This window comes from Mesorhizobium sp. M4B.F.Ca.ET.143.01.1.1 (genome assembly GCF_004792275.1).
Lineage (GTDB): Bacteria > Pseudomonadota > Alphaproteobacteria > Rhizobiales > Rhizobiaceae > Mesorhizobium > Mesorhizobium abyssinicae.
Window position 1 is genome coordinate 285,013 of the sequence record NZ_SRSR01000008.1, and the last position, 16,732, is coordinate 301,744.

Annotated in this window: 14 protein-coding genes and 1 pseudogene; 7 read left to right on the forward strand and 8 right to left on the reverse strand. The window is 64.5% G+C overall.

The window, feature by feature from the left end:
- Positions 1 to 365: 365 nt before the first annotated feature.
- On the forward strand, positions 366 to 2,009 hold the full coding sequence (gene pgi, locus EN786_RS21685; protein ID WP_127282842.1) for a glucose-6-phosphate isomerase: 1,644 nt from the start codon (positions 366 to 368) through the stop codon (positions 2,007 to 2,009).
- A gap of 5 nt (positions 2,010 to 2,014) precedes the next feature.
- A complete protein-coding gene (locus EN786_RS21690) occupies positions 2,015 to 2,737 on the forward strand; it encodes an HAD family hydrolase (RefSeq protein WP_127282841.1) in 723 nt (240 codons plus the stop codon).
- Here EN786_RS21690 and EN786_RS21695 read toward each other — a convergent pair.
- Positions 2,721 to 3,428, reverse strand: a complete 708-nt coding sequence (locus tag EN786_RS21695; protein ID WP_245494376.1) for a methyltransferase — start codon at positions 3,426 to 3,428, stop codon at positions 2,721 to 2,723. The genes EN786_RS21690 and EN786_RS21695 overlap by 17 nt on opposite strands.
- Positions 3,429 to 3,436: 8 nt before the next feature.
- On the reverse strand, positions 3,437 to 5,485 hold the full coding sequence (locus tag EN786_RS21700; protein WP_127282840.1) for a long-chain fatty acid--CoA ligase: 2,049 nt from the start codon (positions 5,483 to 5,485) through the stop codon (positions 3,437 to 3,439).
- A gap of 469 nt (positions 5,486 to 5,954) precedes the next feature.
- Between EN786_RS21700 and EN786_RS21705 the strand changes: the two genes are divergently transcribed.
- From EN786_RS21705 to EN786_RS21725, 5 genes are read left to right on the forward strand one after another with little or no spacing between them, the layout of a single operon-like run.
- Positions 5,955 to 7,553 carry an ABC transporter substrate-binding protein gene (locus EN786_RS21705; protein WP_127282839.1) on the forward strand — a complete coding sequence of 533 codons (1,599 nt, stop codon included), beginning with the start codon at positions 5,955 to 5,957 and terminating at the stop codon, positions 7,551 to 7,553.
- Positions 7,554 to 7,599: 46 nt separating this feature from the next.
- The gene (locus EN786_RS21710; RefSeq protein WP_126056743.1) at positions 7,600 to 8,607 is read left to right on the forward strand and encodes an ABC transporter permease subunit; all 1,008 of its coding nucleotides are present in this window, start codon (positions 7,600 to 7,602) and stop codon (positions 8,605 to 8,607) included.
- A gap of 26 nt (positions 8,608 to 8,633) precedes the next feature.
- Positions 8,634 to 9,518, forward strand: coding sequence for an ABC transporter permease subunit (locus tag EN786_RS21715; RefSeq protein WP_245478370.1), 885 nt, complete (start codon positions 8,634 to 8,636; stop codon positions 9,516 to 9,518).
- Positions 9,518 to 10,381 carry an ABC transporter ATP-binding protein gene (locus EN786_RS21720; RefSeq protein WP_127310986.1) on the forward strand — a complete coding sequence of 288 codons (864 nt, stop codon included), beginning with the start codon at positions 9,518 to 9,520 and terminating at the stop codon, positions 10,379 to 10,381. The genes EN786_RS21715 and EN786_RS21720 overlap by 1 nt, the downstream gene beginning before the upstream one ends.
- Positions 10,378 to 11,208: a dipeptide ABC transporter ATP-binding protein gene (locus EN786_RS21725; protein ID WP_126056740.1), complete on the forward strand. Its 831-nt coding sequence runs from the start codon at positions 10,378 to 10,380 to the stop codon at positions 11,206 to 11,208. The genes EN786_RS21720 and EN786_RS21725 overlap by 4 nt, the downstream gene beginning before the upstream one ends.
- 121 nt (positions 11,209 to 11,329) lie before the next feature.
- On the opposite strand, the gene EN786_RS21730 is transcribed toward EN786_RS21725, so the two are convergent.
- The 6 genes and pseudogenes from EN786_RS21730 to EN786_RS21755 form a co-directional block, all read right to left on the reverse strand.
- The gene (locus EN786_RS21730; protein ID WP_127310987.1) at positions 11,330 to 12,610 is read right to left on the reverse strand and encodes a cysteine desulfurase-like protein; all 1,281 of its coding nucleotides are present in this window, start codon (positions 12,608 to 12,610) and stop codon (positions 11,330 to 11,332) included.
- A gap of 39 nt (positions 12,611 to 12,649) precedes the next feature.
- The gene (locus EN786_RS21735; RefSeq protein WP_127282835.1) at positions 12,650 to 13,327 is read right to left on the reverse strand and encodes an amino acid ABC transporter permease; all 678 of its coding nucleotides are present in this window, start codon (positions 13,325 to 13,327) and stop codon (positions 12,650 to 12,652) included.
- Between the two features lie 106 nt (positions 13,328 to 13,433).
- On the reverse strand, positions 13,434 to 14,219 hold the full coding sequence (locus EN786_RS21740; RefSeq protein ID WP_127310988.1) for an ABC transporter substrate-binding protein: 786 nt from the start codon (positions 14,217 to 14,219) through the stop codon (positions 13,434 to 13,436).
- 100 nt (positions 14,220 to 14,319) lie between these two features.
- Complete coding sequence (locus tag EN786_RS21745) at positions 14,320 to 15,459, reverse strand: aminotransferase class V-fold PLP-dependent enzyme (RefSeq protein ID WP_135908844.1); 1,140 nt, start codon at positions 15,457 to 15,459, stop codon at positions 14,320 to 14,322.
- Between the two features lie 166 nt (positions 15,460 to 15,625).
- Positions 15,626 to 16,354 carry a GntR family transcriptional regulator gene (locus EN786_RS21750; protein ID WP_128273802.1) on the reverse strand — a complete coding sequence of 243 codons (729 nt, stop codon included), beginning with the start codon at positions 16,352 to 16,354 and terminating at the stop codon, positions 15,626 to 15,628.
- Positions 16,355 to 16,630: 276 nt separating this feature from the next.
- Positions 16,631 to 16,732, reverse strand: a pseudogene (locus EN786_RS21755) (IS110 family transposase); the annotation flags it as partial.

Genomic DNA, 16,732 nt, shown 5'->3' on the forward strand with positions numbered 1-16,732 from the left:
GTGTTTGGCTGGACCAGTCGAGTGTAGGGGTGGCACAAGGGGTTGCGCCAATCAATTTTTCTGATCGCTGGGATTTATGCCAGTGATCCATTGGTCACGAATGTGATCCGTTGCGCGACGCGCAGCGTCGTCGCCTGCGTCGCGGCCTGCCGGTTGGTGAGCGACGCGCAGCATCGTCGCATCCTCCGTCGCCGGGTAATGCAAGGCATCATAAAAGCGTGATGCAGTCCGTCATCAAAGCGTGATGCAGTGCGGCAATGCCGCCCTTGAATGAAATGGAATCGGCTCGATAGAATGTCGCGACGACATGCGCCGGAAACATCCGGCCTGTTAAGATAGGTTCAAAAACCCGCCAGGAGCCCGCATTGGATCAATCATCCTTCGACAAGCAAGTCGCCGCCTTGCGCGAACATCGCGCGGCGGCCAAAGGCACGATGCGTGAAGCTTTCGCAGCTGATCCCAAACGCTTCGCGACGTTTTCCGCCACCGACGGCGATCTCCTGCTTGACTGGTCGAAATGCGCGGTCGATGCCGACACGATGGCGATGCTGGAGAAGCTCGCCGGAGCCGCCGATCTGGCGGGTCGCCGCGCCGCCATGTTCGAAGGCAAGAAGATCAATATCACCGAAGGCCGCGCCGTGCTGCACACTGCGCTTCGCAACCTGACCGGCAAGGGCGTCGTGGTCGATGGCCAGGATACTAAGGCCGAGGTTCTCGCCGTTCTGGACGCCATGGGCGCCTTCGCCGATGCCATCCGCGCCGGCAAGGCGGCCGGCGCCACCGGCAAGAAGATCACCGACATCGTCAACATCGGCATTGGCGGCTCCGACCTCGGCCCGGTGATGGCGACGCTGGCGCTGGCGCCCTATCATGACGGCCCGCGCGCGCACTATGTCTCCAACATCGACGGCGCCCACATCCACGACACGCTGAAGGACCTGTCGGCCGAAACCACTTTGTTCATCGTCGCCTCCAAGACCTTCACCACGGTCGAGACGATGACCAATGCCGAGACGGCGCGCCGATGGGTGGAGAAGGCGCTGGGCAAGGAAGCCGTCGGCAAGCATTTCGCCGCCGTCTCGACCGCGCTCGACCTGGTGGCGAAGTTCGGCATCGCGTCCGATCGCGTGTTCGGCTTCTGGGACTGGGTCGGCGGCCGCTATTCGGTCTGGAGCGCGATCGGCCTGCCGGTGATGATCGCCATCGGCCCGCGCAATTTCCGCGCCGTCCTCGACGGCGCGCACGAGATGGACGAGCACTTCCGCTCCGCACCCCTGCAGAAGAACCTGCCGGCGCTGCTGGGCCTGATCGGCTGGTGGCACCGGGTCGTCTGCCGATATCCGGCCCGCGCCGTGATCCCTTACGACCAGCGGCTCTCCAGGCTGCCGGCCTATCTGCAACAGCTCGACATGGAATCGAACGGCAAGAGCGTGACGCTGGATGGCGGCGCGGTCACCACGCCCACCGGCCCGCTGGTCTGGGGCGAGCCCGGCACCAACGGTCAGCACGCCTTCTTCCAGCTGCTGCACCAGGGTACGGACTTCATTCCGGTCGAATTCATCGCCGCCGCTGTCGGCCACGAGCCGGAGCTGAAGCATCACCACGATCTCCTGCTCGCCAACTGCCTGGCGCAGTCGGAGGCCTTCATGAAGGGCCGCACGCTGGAGGAGGCTCGCGCGCAGATGCTGGCCAAGGGCATGAAGCCGGCCGACGTCGACAGGATCGCCCCGCACCGGGTCTTCTCCGGCGACCGCCCCTCTGTGACCATTCTCTACCGCAAGCTCGATCCGCGCACCTTCGGCCGCCTGGTCGCGCTCTACGAGCATCGCGTCTTCGTCGAGGGCACGCTGTTCAACATCAATTCCTTCGATCAGTGGGGCGTCGAACTCGGCAAGGAACTGGCAACCGGCCTGCTGCCTGTCGTGGAAGGCAAGGAGAATGCCGCAAAGCGGGATGCCTCGACTGCTGGTCTGGTGGGACACATTCACCGATTGCGCGGATCGGAGTGACAGGCTTGGCGGAGATCAAAGGCATATTGTTCGACAAGGACGGAACGCTTGTCGATTTCAACGCGACATGGCTCGGCATTGCCGACTTCATGGCCATGGATGCCGCCGAGGGCGACCGGTGGAAGGCAGACAGGCTGCTCGCGGCAGCCGGCTTCGATTTCCTCAGCAAGCGCTTCAAGCCCGATTCGATCTTCGCCTCCGGCACCAACATGGACGTCGTCGAACTCTGGTTCCCGCGGCTCTCCGAGGAGGACCAGATGCTTGCCGTGGCCCGTTTCAACGAGATCACCTCGGTGCAAGGCTCCAGCATGGCGGTGGCGCTGCCGGGCATCGTCGAGACGCTGGCCGTCCTGCACAGGCGATCCTACCGGCTTGGCGTCGCCACCAACGATTCGACCAGTGGCGCGGAAAAGACGCTGGTGACGCTCGGCGTGGCGCAGCTTTTCGACGCCGCCTATGGCTATGATTCGGTGGCCAGGCCGAAGCCGGCGCCGGACACCATCCTCGCCTTCTCCGACCTGACCGGGCTGAAGCCGGCCGAGATCGCCATGGTCGGCGACAATCGCCACGATCTCGAAATGGCGCGGGCCGGCGGCTGCGGGCTGGCGGTCGGCGTGCTTTCCGGCACAGGCACGCGTGAATCGCTGTCGGCGATCGCCGATGTCGTGCTCAACTCGGTTGCCGACCTGCCGGATTTCCTCGCCGCGAGGGTCAAGGAGACGATCTGACCGCCTCGAACGAGAAGACCCCGCTCGGGCTCGACGCCGTGCCTTTGGCATCGCCGAAATCCGGCACCCTATATTCGGCAAGAAGTTTGAGCCGCGTGAGCGGCAGGTCGGTGCGGCGCGGATCGCCGACCAGCACCTCGATGCCGGTGGCAAGGCAGCGGTCGAGGAAGGGGATCACGCGCCTCGCCACCTCATGCCCGTAGAACACGTCGCCGGCCAGCACCAGGTCGACTGCCGGTGGCGGCCCGGCGGTGATGTCTTCGCCGATCACCGTGATCGCGACGCCGTTCGCCGCCGCGTTGAGGCCGAGCGCGACGATGCCGTTGCGGTCGATCTCGGCGGCGATCACCGCGCGCGCGCCAGCTTTCGCCGCGGCGATGCCGACCAGGCCCGAGCCGGCGCCGAGATCGAGTACGCGGCGCCCCGCAACCGTTTGCGGCCGGTCGAGAATATAGCGGGCAAGGACGGTGCCGCCGGCCCAGGCATAGGCCCAATAGGGCGGCTGCGGCTCTGGCGCGGCAGCGTCTTCGTCGTCAGGATCGACGAGCCGCCGCAGCCCGCTGCCGGGATGGGCGCTGAAGATCTGGATTTCCGGAAGCGCGGCGACAGCCGCAAGGCGCATGTTCGCCTTGATGAACCCCGCCGGATCGGGACGGGTAGGCGTCGCCTTGCCGGCAGGATGATCGTTCAAGCTCGTGCCTATCCCCGCAGCGCCCGCCGCAGGATCTTGCCCACCGGTGTCTTCGGCAATTCGGTGCGGAACTCGATGTATTTGGGCCGCTTGTAGCCGGTCAGGTTCTCGCGGCAATAGGCGGTCAGCGTCTCGAGGGTCAGCGCCGGATCCTTCCTGACCACGAACAGCTTCGGCACTTCGCCCGAATGCTCGTCCGGCACGCCGATCGCCGCCACTTCGAGCACGCCCGGATGCTGAGCAACGACCTCTTCCAGCTCGTTCGGATAGACGTTGAAGCCGGAGACCAGGATCATGTCCTTCTTGCGGTCGACGATCTTCGTATAGCCGCGCTCGTCCATGAAGCCCATGTCGCCGGACTTGAAGTATCCGTCCTTAGTCATCACCTTGGCGGTCTCGTCCGGCCGGTTCCAGTAGCCCGCCATCACCTGCGGCCCGCGGATGCAGATTTCGCCGACTTCGCCGAGCGGCACGTTGTTGCCGTCGTCGTCGCGGATGGCGATCTCGGTCGACGGCAGCGGCAGGCCGATCGTGCCGGTGAAGTCGCCGCCGCTGAATTTGTTGGCGGTCGCCACCGGCGAGGTTTCCGAAAGCCCGTAGCCTTCGGTGACCGGACAGCCGGTCAGCGCCTTCCAGCGTTCGGCCACACCCCTCTGCACCGCCATGCCGCCGCCCAGCGTCAGGATCAGCGGCTTGAAGTCGAGCTTGCGGAAATCCTCATTGTTGAGCAGCGCGTTGAACAGCGTGTTGAGGCCCGGGAAGATGTGGACCGGGTATTTCTCCAGCTCCTTGACGAAGCCTGGAATGTCGCGCGGATTGGGGATGAGCACATTCTGCGCGCCCTGCTGCATGCCCATCAGCGCGTTCACCGTCAGCGCGAAGATATGGTAGAGCGGCAGCGCGCAGATGAAATTGGGATGCGCTGGCTTCGGCTTCACCGCATAGGCGTCCTGCAGCCAGAGCGCGTTCTGCGCGACATTGGCAAGCACATTGGAATGCAAGAGGGTCGCGCCCTTCGAGATCCCGGTGGTGCCGCCGGTATATTGCAGGAAGGCGATGTCGTCGGCGCTGACGCTGGCAGGCTTGAAGGCGAGGCCGGCGCCGGCCTTCAGGGCGGCGTTGAACTTGACGTGGCCCGGCAGCGACCAGGCCGGCACCAGCTTCTTCACCCGGCGCACAACGAAATTGACGAGCGTCCCCTTGAGGCCGCCGAGCATGTCGCCCATGGCGGCGACGACGACGTGCTTGACCGAGGTCTTGGCGATCACCGCCTGCAGCGTGTTGGCGAAATTCTCGAGGATGACGATCGCCTGCGCGCCGGAATCCTTGAGCTGATGCTCGAGCTCGCGCGGCGTATAGAGCGGGTTGACGTTGACCACGGTGAAGCCGGCGCGAAGCACCGCCATCATCGCCACCGGGTACTGCAGCACGTTGGGCATCATCAGCGCCACGCGCGCCCCCTTCTGCAGGCCCTTCGACTGCAGATAGGCGCCGAAGGCGGCCGACTGCTGCTCGAGCTCGGCATAGGTGATGGCCTTGCCCATGCAGACGAAGGCCGGCTGGCCGGCAAACTGCTTGCAGGCGCCGACCAGGAAGTCGCCGATCGAGCCGTAGGGCAAGGGCCCGATCTCGGCTGGCATGTTCTTCGAATAGCTCGACAGCCACGGCTTTTCCGGCAGGCCGGCGGCAAGTTCCGTCAGCGCCTTCGGCAACCTCTTGGCCGGCGCCGGTTTCACGGCCGGCTTTGGCGGGACCGCCTTTGTCGCAACTGCCTTCGCGGCAGGCTTTGCGGCAGCGGGCCTTTTCGCAGCGGATTTGGCCGGCACCGGCTTGGCCGCGGCTGGAGTTTTCGTCGCGACGGGAGTTTTCGTCGAGGCAGGCTTGGCGGCCTTTCCCGGTGCGGCCTTGGCCGGGGCTTTTGCGGCGGGCTTCACGGGGGTGGCCGCCTTCGACTTGGCCGTTGCCTTGGCCGCAGGCGCCGTCTTGCCGGACCCGGCGGCCGGCTTTGACGCGGCCTTCGTCTTGGCCGGAGCCGTGGTTTTCACTGCCTTCGCCACCCTGTCCCTCCCGTCGTCGTTCACTCGTGCCGCGCCGCCTCTGAATGACAGAAGCGTCCTCCGCCGCAATGGTTGCGGATTCCTCAAGAAATCCAGCGTGCCGTCTATGTATTGCGACTATCCTTGGCCGTGCAAGTCTTGCCCTTGCGGCAGAAGCCCAAAGATTTGCCGTCGAAATCCTTGCGTCCTCCCGCGCCCGGAACGCAGCTTCCCGAACAGCGGCCCGCGCGAAGGAAGCCGCGCCGCGCCGATTTCGCGAAGGCGCCGATCAATAAAAAAATGCGATCGTTAACATTAACGTGAGCGGAAAATCATGCTAATTTCTTTCGGCATTTTAGGAGATTTCGGATTCTTTTCCTGCTTCCCATGGGGTACGCAAACGGGGTGTTCCAAAGCCAGAAAAACGGTGCTTATATGCGCGCTTCGCGAGCCTGCTAGAGGGGCTTGGCAGAACATCAGGGAGTGCTCAATGAAAAAGAAACTGACTTTTGCAGCCGCGTTGCTGGCTGCAAGCGTCCTCAGTGGCGTGGCCAACGCCAAGACGCTGGTCTATTGCTCGGAAGCATCGCCGGCCAATTTCGACCCGGGTACGACGACGGGCGGTAACGATTTCGACGCTTCTTCGCGCACGGTCTATTCGCGCCTTGTCGAATTCAAGCATGGCGGCACCGAGATCGAGCCCGGCCTCGCCGACAAGTGGGAAATCTCGGACGACGGCCTGGTCTATACTTTCCACCTGCATCCGGGCGTGAAGTTCCAGACCACTGACTATTTCAAGCCGACCCGCGACCTCAACGCCGACGACGTCGTCTTCTCCTTCGATCGCCAGTTCAACAAGGAAAACCCCTGGAACGGCGAGAAGTATCTGCCGAACCTGACCTGGGACTACTACACCGGCATGGACATGCCGAAATACGTCGCCAAGTGGGAAAAGGTCGATGACCTGACCGTCAAGCTGACGCTGACCGAGCCGAACGCGCCGATGCTGGCCAATCTCGGCATGGATTTCGCCTCGATCGTGTCGAAGGAATATGCCGACCAACTCGCGAAGGACGGCAAGATGGCCGACTTCTCGACCAAGCCGATCGGCACCGGTCCGTTCCAGTTCGTCGACTACCAGCTGGATTCGGTCATCCGCTACGCGGCCAACCCGGATTACTTCAAGGGCAAGGAAAAGATCGACGATCTCGTCTTCGCCATCACGCCCGATGCCACCGCGCGCATCCAGAAGGTGCTGGCCGGCGAATGCGACGTCGCGCCCTATCCGAACCCGGCCGACATCGGCACGATCAAGGCCAACCAGGACGTCACCCTGCTCGACCAGGCCGGCCTGAACATCGGCTACATGAGCTACAACACGACGATCCCGCCGCTGGACAAGCCCGAGGTTCGCCACGCGCTCAACCAGGCGATCGACCGGGAAGCGCTGATCAAGTCGCTGTTCCAGGATGCCGGCGCCACGGCTGCCCAGAACCTGATCCCGCCGACCATGTGGTCGTGGAACAAGGACGTGAAGTTCGATTCCTATGATCCGGAAGCCGCCAAGAAAGTGCTGGCCGATGCCGGGCTGAAGGAAATCCAGCTCTGGGCTTCCGACCGCGTTCGCCCGTACAACCCGAACTTCCAGCGCGCCGCCGAGCTGATCCAGGCCGACTGGGCCAAGGTCGGCGTCAAGGCCGAGATCGTCAACTACGAGTGGACCAAGTACCGCGAGGAAGGCAAGAAGAAGGAACGCCCCGGCGCCTTCCAGATCGGCTGGACCGGTGACAATGGCGATCCGGACAACTTCTTCGCCACCCTCTTCGCCTGCTCGGCGATTGGCGTGTCGAACTACTCCAGCTGGTGCGACAAGGACTTCGAGGACCTGATCCAGAAGGCCAAGAAGACCAGCGACCTGGCCGAGCGCACCAAGCTCTACGAGCAGGCGCAGGTTGTTTTCCAGAAGCAGGCCCCGGCCTTCCTTCTGGCGCACAGCCAGGTCTATGCGGTCGTGCGCAAGAATGTCAGCGGCTTCATGATGGACCCACTCGGCATCCACCGCTTCGACGGCACCGACAAGGCCGAATAGAACTCTAGAGCGGGCGGCGCCGTTCGGCGCCGCCCCTTTTTTCAAGATGCTCCGATATCTTCTCAACAAAATCGCACTTCTGATCCCGACGCTGGTCGGCATCACCATCTGTGCCTTCGCCTTCGTCAGGCTGCTGCCCGGCGATCCCATCCTCGCCATGGCCGGCGAGCATGGCGTGACGCCCGCGCGCTACGAAGAGCTCAAGGAACAGTTCGGCTACAATCTGCCGATCTGGCAGCAATATGCGCGCTATGTCGGCGAGGTCGCCACCGGCGATTTCGGCGTTTCCATCTCGTCCAAGCGGCCGGTTATCGAGGAGTTCAAGACGCTCTTCCCGGCAACGCTGGAACTGTCGTTCTTCGCCATGATCTTCGCCATGGTGCTCGGCATCCCGGCCGGCATCTTCGCGGCCGTCAAGCGCGGCTCGTGGTTCGACCAGTCGCTGATGGGCACAGCCCTTGTCGGCTATTCGATGCCGATCTTCTGGTGGGGCCTGTTGCTGATCATCTTCTTTTCCGGCTATCTCGGCTGGACGCCGGTCTCCGGCCGCATGGGCCTGCAGTTCTTCTTCAAGCCGATCACCGGGTTCATGACCATCGACAGCATCCTCTACGGCAAATGGGATGCCTTCCGCTCGGCGCTAAGTCACCTCGTGCTGCCGGCGATCGTGCTCGGCACCATCCCGCTGGCGGTGATCGCCCGCCAGACGCGCTCGGCCATGCTCGAGGTGCTGGGCGAGGACTATGTCCGCACCGCGCGCGCCAAGGGCCTGTCGTCGGCGCGGGTTATCGGCGTGCATGCCTTGCGCAACGCGCTGATCCCGGTGGTCACCACCATCGGCCTGCAGGTCGGCACGCTGCTTGCCGGCGCCATCCTCACCGAGACGATCTTCGCCTGGCCGGGCATCGGCAAGTGGATGGTCGATTCCATCTTCAAGCGCGACTACGTCGTCGTGCAGTCAGGCTTGCTTTTGATCGCCCTCATCGTCATGGCCGTGAACCTGATCGTCGACGTGCTCTATGCCGTCATCAACCCGCGCATCAGGGCCGCGTGATGAGCCAGTCGACCGAAATCGCCCCGATGGCCAGCGGCAGCCCGGACCGCCTCACCGGCTTCAGGACCTTCTGGCACTATTTCTCGGTGAACCGCGGCGCCGTCATCGGCCTGTTCGTCTTCATCCTCCTGGTTCTGGCGGCGCTCTTCGCGCCACTGCTCGCGCCCTATGCGCCCGACGTCCAGGACAAGACCGCGTTTCTGAGGCCTCCGGCCTGGCAGGCCGGCGGCAGCGCCCAGTATCTGCTCGGCACCGATGCGGTTGGCCGCGATATCCTCTCGCGCCTGCTCTACGGCGCGCGCTTCTCGCTGCTGATCGGCGCGGTGGTGGTGACTTTGGCACTCACCGGCGGCATCACGCTCGGCCTGCTTGCCGGCTACTTCCGTGGCTGGGTCGACGTCGCGATCATGCGCGTCATGGACTTGATCCTCGCCTTCCCGTCATTGCTCCTGGCACTGGTGCTGGTCACCATCCTCGGCCCCGGCCTGTTCAATGCGATGCTGGCGATCTCGCTCGTGCTGCAGCCGCATTTCGCCCGCCTGGTGCGCGCCGCGGTGATGGCCGAGAAGAGCCGGGAGTATGTCGTGGCCGCCAAGGTCGCCGGCGCGGGCCATCTCCGCCTGATGCTCGCCACCATCCTGCCGAACTGCCTGGCGCCGCTGATCGTCCAGGGCACGCTGTCGTTCTCCAACGCCATCCTGGAAGCCGCCGCCCTCGGCTTCCTCGGCCTCGGCGCCCAGCCGCCGACGCCCGAATGGGGCACCATGCTCGCCTCGGCGCGCGAGTTCATCCTGCGCGCCTGGTGGGTGGTGACCTTCCCCGGTCTTGCCATCCTGATCACCGTGCTTGCCATCAACCTGATCGGTGACGGCCTGCGCGACGCGCTCGATCCCAAGCTCAGGAGGTCGTGATGGCGCTGCTCGACATCCAGAATCTCGTCGTCGAGTTCCAGACCGCATCCGGTCCGTTCCGCGCCGTCGACGGCGTCTCGCTCCATGTCGACGAGCGCGAGGTGCTGGCGATCGTCGGCGAGTCCGGCTCCGGCAAGTCGGTGTCGATGCTGGCGGTGATGGGGCTGCTGCCCTGGACGGCCACGGTCACCGCGGATCGCATGAGTTTTGCCGGCCGTGATCTCCTGAAGCTCAGTCCTGCCGAGCGGCGCAAGATCGTCGGCAAAGACATGTCGATGATCTTCCAGGAGCCGATGGCCAGCCTCAATCCGTGCTTCACCATCGGTTTCCAGATCGAGGAAGTGCTGCGCTTCCACATGGGCATGGACCGGGCGCAGCGCCGGGCGCGCGCCATCGAACTCCTGAAGCAGGTCGGCATTCCCGAGCCGGCGGAGCGGCTGAACTCCTTCCCGCACCAGATGTCGGGCGGCCAGTGCCAGCGCGTCATGATCGCGATTGCCATTGCCTGCAATCCGAAGCTCTTGATCGCCGACGAGCCGACCACGGCGCTCGACGTCACCATCCAGAAGCAGATCCTCGACCTGCTGGTCTCGTTGCAGGCCAAATACGGCATGGGCCTGATCATGATCACCCACAATATGGGCGTGGTGGCCGAGACCGCCGACCGCGTCATCGTCCAGTACAAGGGCCGCAAGATGGAAGAGGCCGACGTGCTGTCGCTGTTCGAGAGCCCGAAGAGCAACTACACGCGCGCGCTGCTCTCGGCGCTGCCGGAGAACGCCGTCGGCGACCGCTTGCCGACCGTCTCCGACATGCTGTTCGAACCGGCGCCCCAGGGGGCAAGTACCGGAGTCGCCTCATGAGCACCAGGGTCGTCGAAGGCAAGAACATCGTGCGCGACTACCATGTCGGCGGCGGCCTGTTCCGCGGCGCGCGCACGGTGCATGCGGTCAAGGGCGTCTCCTTCAGCGTCGACAAGGGCAAGACGCTTGCCATCGTCGGCGAAAGCGGCTGCGGCAAGTCCACGCTCGCCCGTATCATCACGCTGATCGATCCGGCGACATCGGGCGAATTGTTCATCGACGGCAACAAGGTCGACATCGCCAGGGACGGTTTGTCGAAGGAGATGCGCCGCAAGGTGCAGATCGTCTTCCAGAATCCGTACGGCTCCCTCAACCCGCGCCAGAAGATCGGCGACGTGCTCGGCGAGCCGTTGCTGATCAACACCGACAAGCCGGCCGAGGAACGGCGCGACCTGGCCATGAAGATGCTGAAGAAGGTCGGCCTCGGACCCGAGCACTACAACCGCTATCCGCACATGTTCTCCGGCGGCCAGCGCCAGCGCATCGCCATTGCCCGCGCGCTGATGCTGAATCCGAGCCTGCTGGTGCTGGACGAGCCGGTCTCGGCGCTCGACCTTTCGGTGCAGGCGCAGGTGCTCAATTTGCTCGCCGACCTGCAGGACGAGTTCCAGCTCACCTATGTCTTCATCAGCCACGACCTGTCGGTGGTCCGCTACATCGCCGACGACGTAATGGTGATGTATTTCGGCGAGGCGGTCGAATACGGCCCGCGCGACGAGGTCTTTGCAGACCCCAAGCACAGCTACACCAAGACCCTGTTCGCCGCGACGCCGCGCGCCGACGTCAGTTCGATCAAGGCAAGGCTAGCCAAGAAGAAGGCGGCGTAAACGTCCCTTCGTCATCCTCGGTCTGCGCCGCGTCGCTTCGCTCCTTGCTCCGCCTATGGATGACGACGCGGAGGTAGCCCCTCCCGATGACCTGCGCAGGCTCGGATCAAAGGTCGTCAGATCACGACAGCTTGGCGATAATCGCGCGCAGCGCCTCGCCGAATTTGTGCACTTCCTCAACCGTGTTGTAGTGCACCAGCGAGGCGCGGATGGCGCCGCTGTCCATCGACAGGTTGAGCCGCTTCATCAGCCGTGGCGCGTACATGTGGCCGTCGCGGATGCCGATCTGCAGCTCGGCCATCTCCTCGACGATCCGCTGCGGCGACAGCTTGCCGATGTTGAAGCAGAAGGTCGGCACCCGCTCATGCAGGCGCGCTTCGTCGGCGACGCCGTAGATGGTGGCGCCGCAATCTTTGAGCACCTTCAGCATCTCGCGCGCCAGCATCAGCTCGTAGTCGCGGATGGCGTTCATGCCGGCAACGATGTTGTCGCGGCGCGAGCGGTTGTTCTCGGCCAGGAAATTGCGGCCGACCGATTCCAGATAACGCACCGCCGCGTCCATGCCGGAGACGTTCTCGTAGATGAAGGTGCCGGCCTCGACCTTGTAGGGCGGCTCGTCGGGGATGAAATCCTCGCGGAAGGTCGGCAGCCGCTTCAGCGTTTCGAAGCGGCCCCAGAGAAAGCCCATATGCGGCGAGAAATTCTTGTAGCCGGAGCAGACGAGATAGTCGCAGTCCCAGGCCTGCACGTCGATCAGACCGTGCGGGCCGTAATGCACGCAGTCGAGGAACACCTCGGCGCCCGCCGCATGGGCGATCTTCGCCACCGAGGCGACATCGACGATCGAGCCGATCGAATGCGCGGTCACCGTGCAGGCGACGAGGCGGGTGCGCTCCGACAGCAGCGGCTTGAGATCGTCGACATGCAGATTGCCGTCCTCGCGCATGCGCCACCATTTGAACCTGGCGCCGGCCTGCTCCAGCGCCAGCCATGTGGCGATGTTGGCGTCATGGTCCATGTCGGTGACGACGATCTCGTCGCGTTCGGAAAGCATCTGGCCGATGCCGAGGCTGACCAGGCGGATGAACGAGGTGGCGTTCATGCCGAAGCAGATTTCCGACGGACTGTAGGCGTTGATCAAAAGCGCCACGCTGTCGCGCGCCTCGGCGACCGACCGGTCGACGGCGACGCTGCGGCCATAGCGGCCGCCGCGCTGCACATTGTGCCTGACCAGATGGTTGGTCACCGCGTCGAGCACGCTTTGCGGGATCTGCGCGCCGGCGGCATTGTCCATGAAGATGAACTCGCCCGCTTGGCTGAGCGCCGGGAACATGGCGCGGATCTTTTCCACCGGGAACGAAGCGGCGCCGTCCTGCGCCTTCGAGATATGGTGTTGGTTCACGGACGTCTCCTTCAGTGTATCGATGCCGTTCGGGTGGGATCAGTGCGCGCCGGACCGGGCCTTGCCGCGCTCTTCGAGGTAGCCGACCAGCCGCACCAGCGGCCACAGGAAGGCGAGATAGATGATTGCGGCGCCGATCAGCGGCGTCGGATTGGCCATCAGCGCCTGCGCGTCGGTGGCCTGCTTCAGAAGGTCGGGCATCGCCACCACCGAGGCCAGCGCGGTGTCCTTGAACACCGAGACGCAGTTGCTGGTCAGCGGCGGGATGACGACCCGGATCGCCTGCGGCAGGATCACCTTGCGCATGGCGACCCAGAACGGCAGGCCGAGCGCTGCGGCAGCCTCGAACTGGCCCTTGGGAATGTTCTCGATGCCGGCGCGGCAGACTTCCGCCGTGAAGGCGGCAAGCACCAATGACAAGGCAAGGGCCGCCGACACGAAGGACGACAGGCGGATGCCGACGAAGGGCAGGGCGTAATAGATCAGGATCAGCACCACCAGGATCGGCAGCGCGCGGAAGATGTCGATGTAGAGGATCGCCAGCCGCCTCAGCGGCTTCGGCGCATAGAGCCGCATCAGGCAGATCGCCAGCCCGGCAATGGTGCCGAAGACGATTGCGGCGCAGCCGAGCAGGATGGTGTTGCCGAGCCCGCGGATGAGGATCGGAAACGATCGGACGAGGATGCCCCAGTTGAAGAAGGTGTCGATCAGCTCCATCGGCGTCACCCGTTAGACGCGGCCCGCCGCGCAGGCGGATCCGAATGGTCGAAGCGAGAGCGCCGGCCGTGACCGGCGCTCTCGTGCGAGTTTGCGACTGCTGGCCCTATTGCGGGATCGGCCCCGGCGTCACCGTGCTGGTGCCGGCTTCCGGATCGACGCCGAACCACTTCTTGTGGATCGCGGCCATCGTGCCGTCCTTCTTCATCGCGGTGATGGCGTCGTTGACCTTTTCGAGCAGCGGGTGGCCCTTCTTGGTCATCATGGCGAAGCGCTCGCCAGTCGGAATGCGCACCAGGATCTTCAGCGCCGGCATCTGCTTGATGGCGAACAGGAAGCCGGCGAGTTCGCCGGCGCCGCCGTCGATGCGGCCGTTCTGCACGTCGAGCAGCAGGTCCTGCTGGGCGTTGTAGCTCTTGGTTTCGGCGACGCCGAGCTTGCCGGCGTTCTCCTTCATATAGGCCTCGCCGGTCGAGCCGGCGATGACGCCTATGGTCTTGCCTTTCAAGTCGTCGAGCGTCTTGATGGTCGAGTCCGCCTTGCCGACGATGGTGCCGTCGCTGTCGTAATAGGCCTGGGTGAAGCCTTGGTTCTGCAGGCGCTCCTTGGTGATCGAGATCGACGACACGGCAAAGTCGATGCGGCCGGAGGCGGTCGCCGCGAACAGCGCCTGGAAGCCGAGATCCTGGAACTCGACCTCGGCGCCGATGCGCTTGGCAACGTCGTTGGCGACATCGACCTCAAAACCCTCGAAGCCGCCGGAATCGGTCTTGTATTCCCATGGCGGGTTGGCCGGGTAGGCGCCGACCATGATCTTGTCGGCGAAGGCGGGCGCGGCGAAGGCGACGCTGGCAGCGATGACCACGCCAATCAGTCCTAGACGTTTGAACATGTTGCTTCCCTCTGGTTCGGCCACTTCGCGTGGCGCATTTCCTCTTCCGCCCCTTTCGGCGTCCAGCTCCCGGACGCCGCAGGCGAGGCGGCGCCTGAAATCAGGATGCGCGGCGCTGACGCGAGCCGATCAGCTCCCGCAGCCGCGCGATCAGCGCATCGACCGCCGCGCTCGTCGTGACCATGCCGGGCGACAGCCTGAGCGTCGTGCCGCGGGCGTCGCAATAGAGCCGCTCATCGCGCAGCGTCGCGACGAGCTTCGCCGCCTCGACGCCTGGCGGCAGGCCGATCATCACGCTGCCGCCGCGTTTCTTCGCATCGAGCGGCGAGCGGATCGTCCAGCCATTGCTCATCGCGGCGTCGATGATGCGCCCGACATCCGCCGCGTTCTGCGCGCGGATGGCGTCGATGCCGGTCTCTTCCAGCCATTGCAGGCCGGGCAGCGAGGCGACGCTGGCCAGGATTGCTGGCGTGCCGTGGTCGAAGCGGCGCGCGTCGCTTGCGTAGCTGAAAGCGTCGAGATCCCAGGAGAACGGATTCGGCTGGCTGAACCAGCCGCGCAGCTCCGGCCGGCATGTCGAAAGAAGGTCGGGCGCGACTTGCAAAATGCCGGCGCCGGAGGCGCCGCACAGCCATTTGAGCGAGGTCGAGACGACGAAATCGACCGGCGTCGCGGCAACGGAAAATGGCGCCACGCCGATACCCTGCGTGATGTCGACCCCGACGATGCTGCCCATCGCGCGGCCATGCGCCGCGAGCTTCGCCACATCGCAGCGGTGCGAGGCCGTCGAGGTCACGAAGGTGATGAGCGCCAGCCCGACATCCTCTTGCCAGCGGGCGACGAAATCCTCGTCGCGCACCCAGCTTTCGCCAGGCCTGAGCGGCACGGTGTCGAGCGTGAAACTGAAACGTTGGGCCAAGCCTGCCAGCAGGAAATGCAGGCTCGGAAAACAGTCGGCGGCAACCAGCAGGCGCTTTCCCGCCAGACGCTCGGAGGGCAAGGCGCCGATCAGGCTGTAGAGCGCGGCGGTGACATTCTCGGCCGTGGTGAGCGTGCCGTGTGGTGCTTCGATCAGCCGGATCCAGGCATCGATGAAGCGCTGCCGCGTGGCGAGCGCCGCCGGCCACTGGCCATCGTCTTCCGCCGACCAGATGCCGGAGAAGTCCGCCAGCGCGGCAGCCATCCGCTCGCCTTTGCCGGGGAAAGTGCCGATCGAGTGGTAGAGAAAATAGCCGGACATCTTCTGTCTCGCTCCCTTGTGATCATGTGATCACAAAACGGAGCGAGGATCAATCCTTTAAGGCTAAAGAAAAACGGCAGGGTGCCAAAGGCAGCCGATTGCTTTGGTCCAGCGCGGCCGCGACAGGACCTTCTCGGTCTTTGGGTCAGCCCAACGCCGAGGAAGATCAGGAAGCTTTGCCGAAACCGGTGAAGTCGACCGTCTTCGGCTCTGGCACATCGGGGCAGATGGCGCGCAGCGTCATCTGGGTCGCCGTGATGTCGGCCACCACCTCGTCGCGGGCGCGAGCAAAGTCCTTGTCCTTCAGCGCGGCGATGATCGCGATATGCCGGCCGGACGGTTCCATGGTTCCGGCGCGCATCAGCGGCGCCACGTGGTTGGACAACAGCCGCATATAGGGGCCGAAGCGCAGCCACAGCGTTTCGATCAATTGAAACAGCACGTCCGAGCCTGAGGCGCGGTAGATGATGAAATGGAACTGCTGGTTCTTGGCGATCAGCTCGTAGATGCTGCCGTCGCGGCCGATCGCCTGCTGGTCGTCGGTGATGCGCTGCAGGCTGGCGATCTCGACCGCTGTCAGGCGCGGCGCGCCGAGCTCGGCCGCCAGCCCTTCGACCGCCAGGCGGGCACGGCAGAGGTCGTCGAGCCGCGCCCGCGTGACGACCGGCACGCAGGCCGAGCCGTTCTGCGAGATCTCCAGCGCGTTCTCCGCCGCTAGCCGCCGCAGGGCCTCGCGCACCGGCATGTTCGAGGTGCCGAAGGCCTCGGCCAGCGCGGCGATGGTCAGCACCTGTCCCGGATCGAAGCTGCCGACCATCAAGGCATGGCGGAGCTGTTGGTAGACGCCATCCTGGACGGTGATGCGTCCCGATACGGGTTCGAAGCCCAGAGCCACGGTTTTGCTTTCCTCAGATGCCGGCAGAAGCTATGTGCGATGCCGAGTGCGCCCGCCGAAGCAAGCGTGATCATCTGATCACAGTTTATGTTTAGAGCCAAGCGGCGGTTCGAATAGTCAAGGCGATGATCTCTGATCGAATCGCGCCTATGACTTCAAACGACAGCGCTGCCCCTCATCCGCCTGCCGGCACCCGCAACGTTGGTCAGTGGCGAAACCGCCGGCGACAGCGCCCCTCTCCCCGTCACTATACGGGGAGAGCGACTGTCTTGGCTGTCAAGCTGTTTGCCATGGTTTTTGGTCGCGGATGATGGCGTTGAGAATGGTCAGCAGCTTTCGCATGACGGCCACGACGGCGACGATCTTCGGCTTGCCGAC

Bases quoted from the DNA above. Each gene is read 5' to 3' on its own strand.
- EN786_RS21715 (WP_245478370.1), top strand. From the start codon at position 8,634: ATGGCCAGCGGCAGCCCGGACCGCCTCACCGGCTTCAGGACCTTCTGG.
- EN786_RS21710 (WP_126056743.1), top strand. From the start codon at position 7,600: ATGCTCCGATATCTTCTCAACAAAATCGCACTTCTGATCCCGACGCTG.
- EN786_RS21745 (WP_135908844.1), bottom strand. From the start codon at position 15,459: ATGTCCGGCTATTTTCTCTACCACTCGATCGGCACTTTCCCCGGCAAA.
- EN786_RS21705 (WP_127282839.1), top strand. From the start codon at position 5,955: ATGAAAAAGAAACTGACTTTTGCAGCCGCGTTGCTGGCTGCAAGCGTC.
- EN786_RS21725 (WP_126056740.1), top strand. From the start codon at position 10,378: ATGAGCACCAGGGTCGTCGAAGGCAAGAACATCGTGCGCGACTACCAT.
- EN786_RS21720 (WP_127310986.1), top strand. From the start codon at position 9,518: ATGGCGCTGCTCGACATCCAGAATCTCGTCGTCGAGTTCCAGACCGCA.
- EN786_RS21735 (WP_127282835.1), bottom strand. From the start codon at position 13,327: ATGGAGCTGATCGACACCTTCTTCAACTGGGGCATCCTCGTCCGATCG.
- EN786_RS21740 (WP_127310988.1), bottom strand. From the start codon at position 14,219: ATGTTCAAACGTCTAGGACTGATTGGCGTGGTCATCGCTGCCAGCGTC.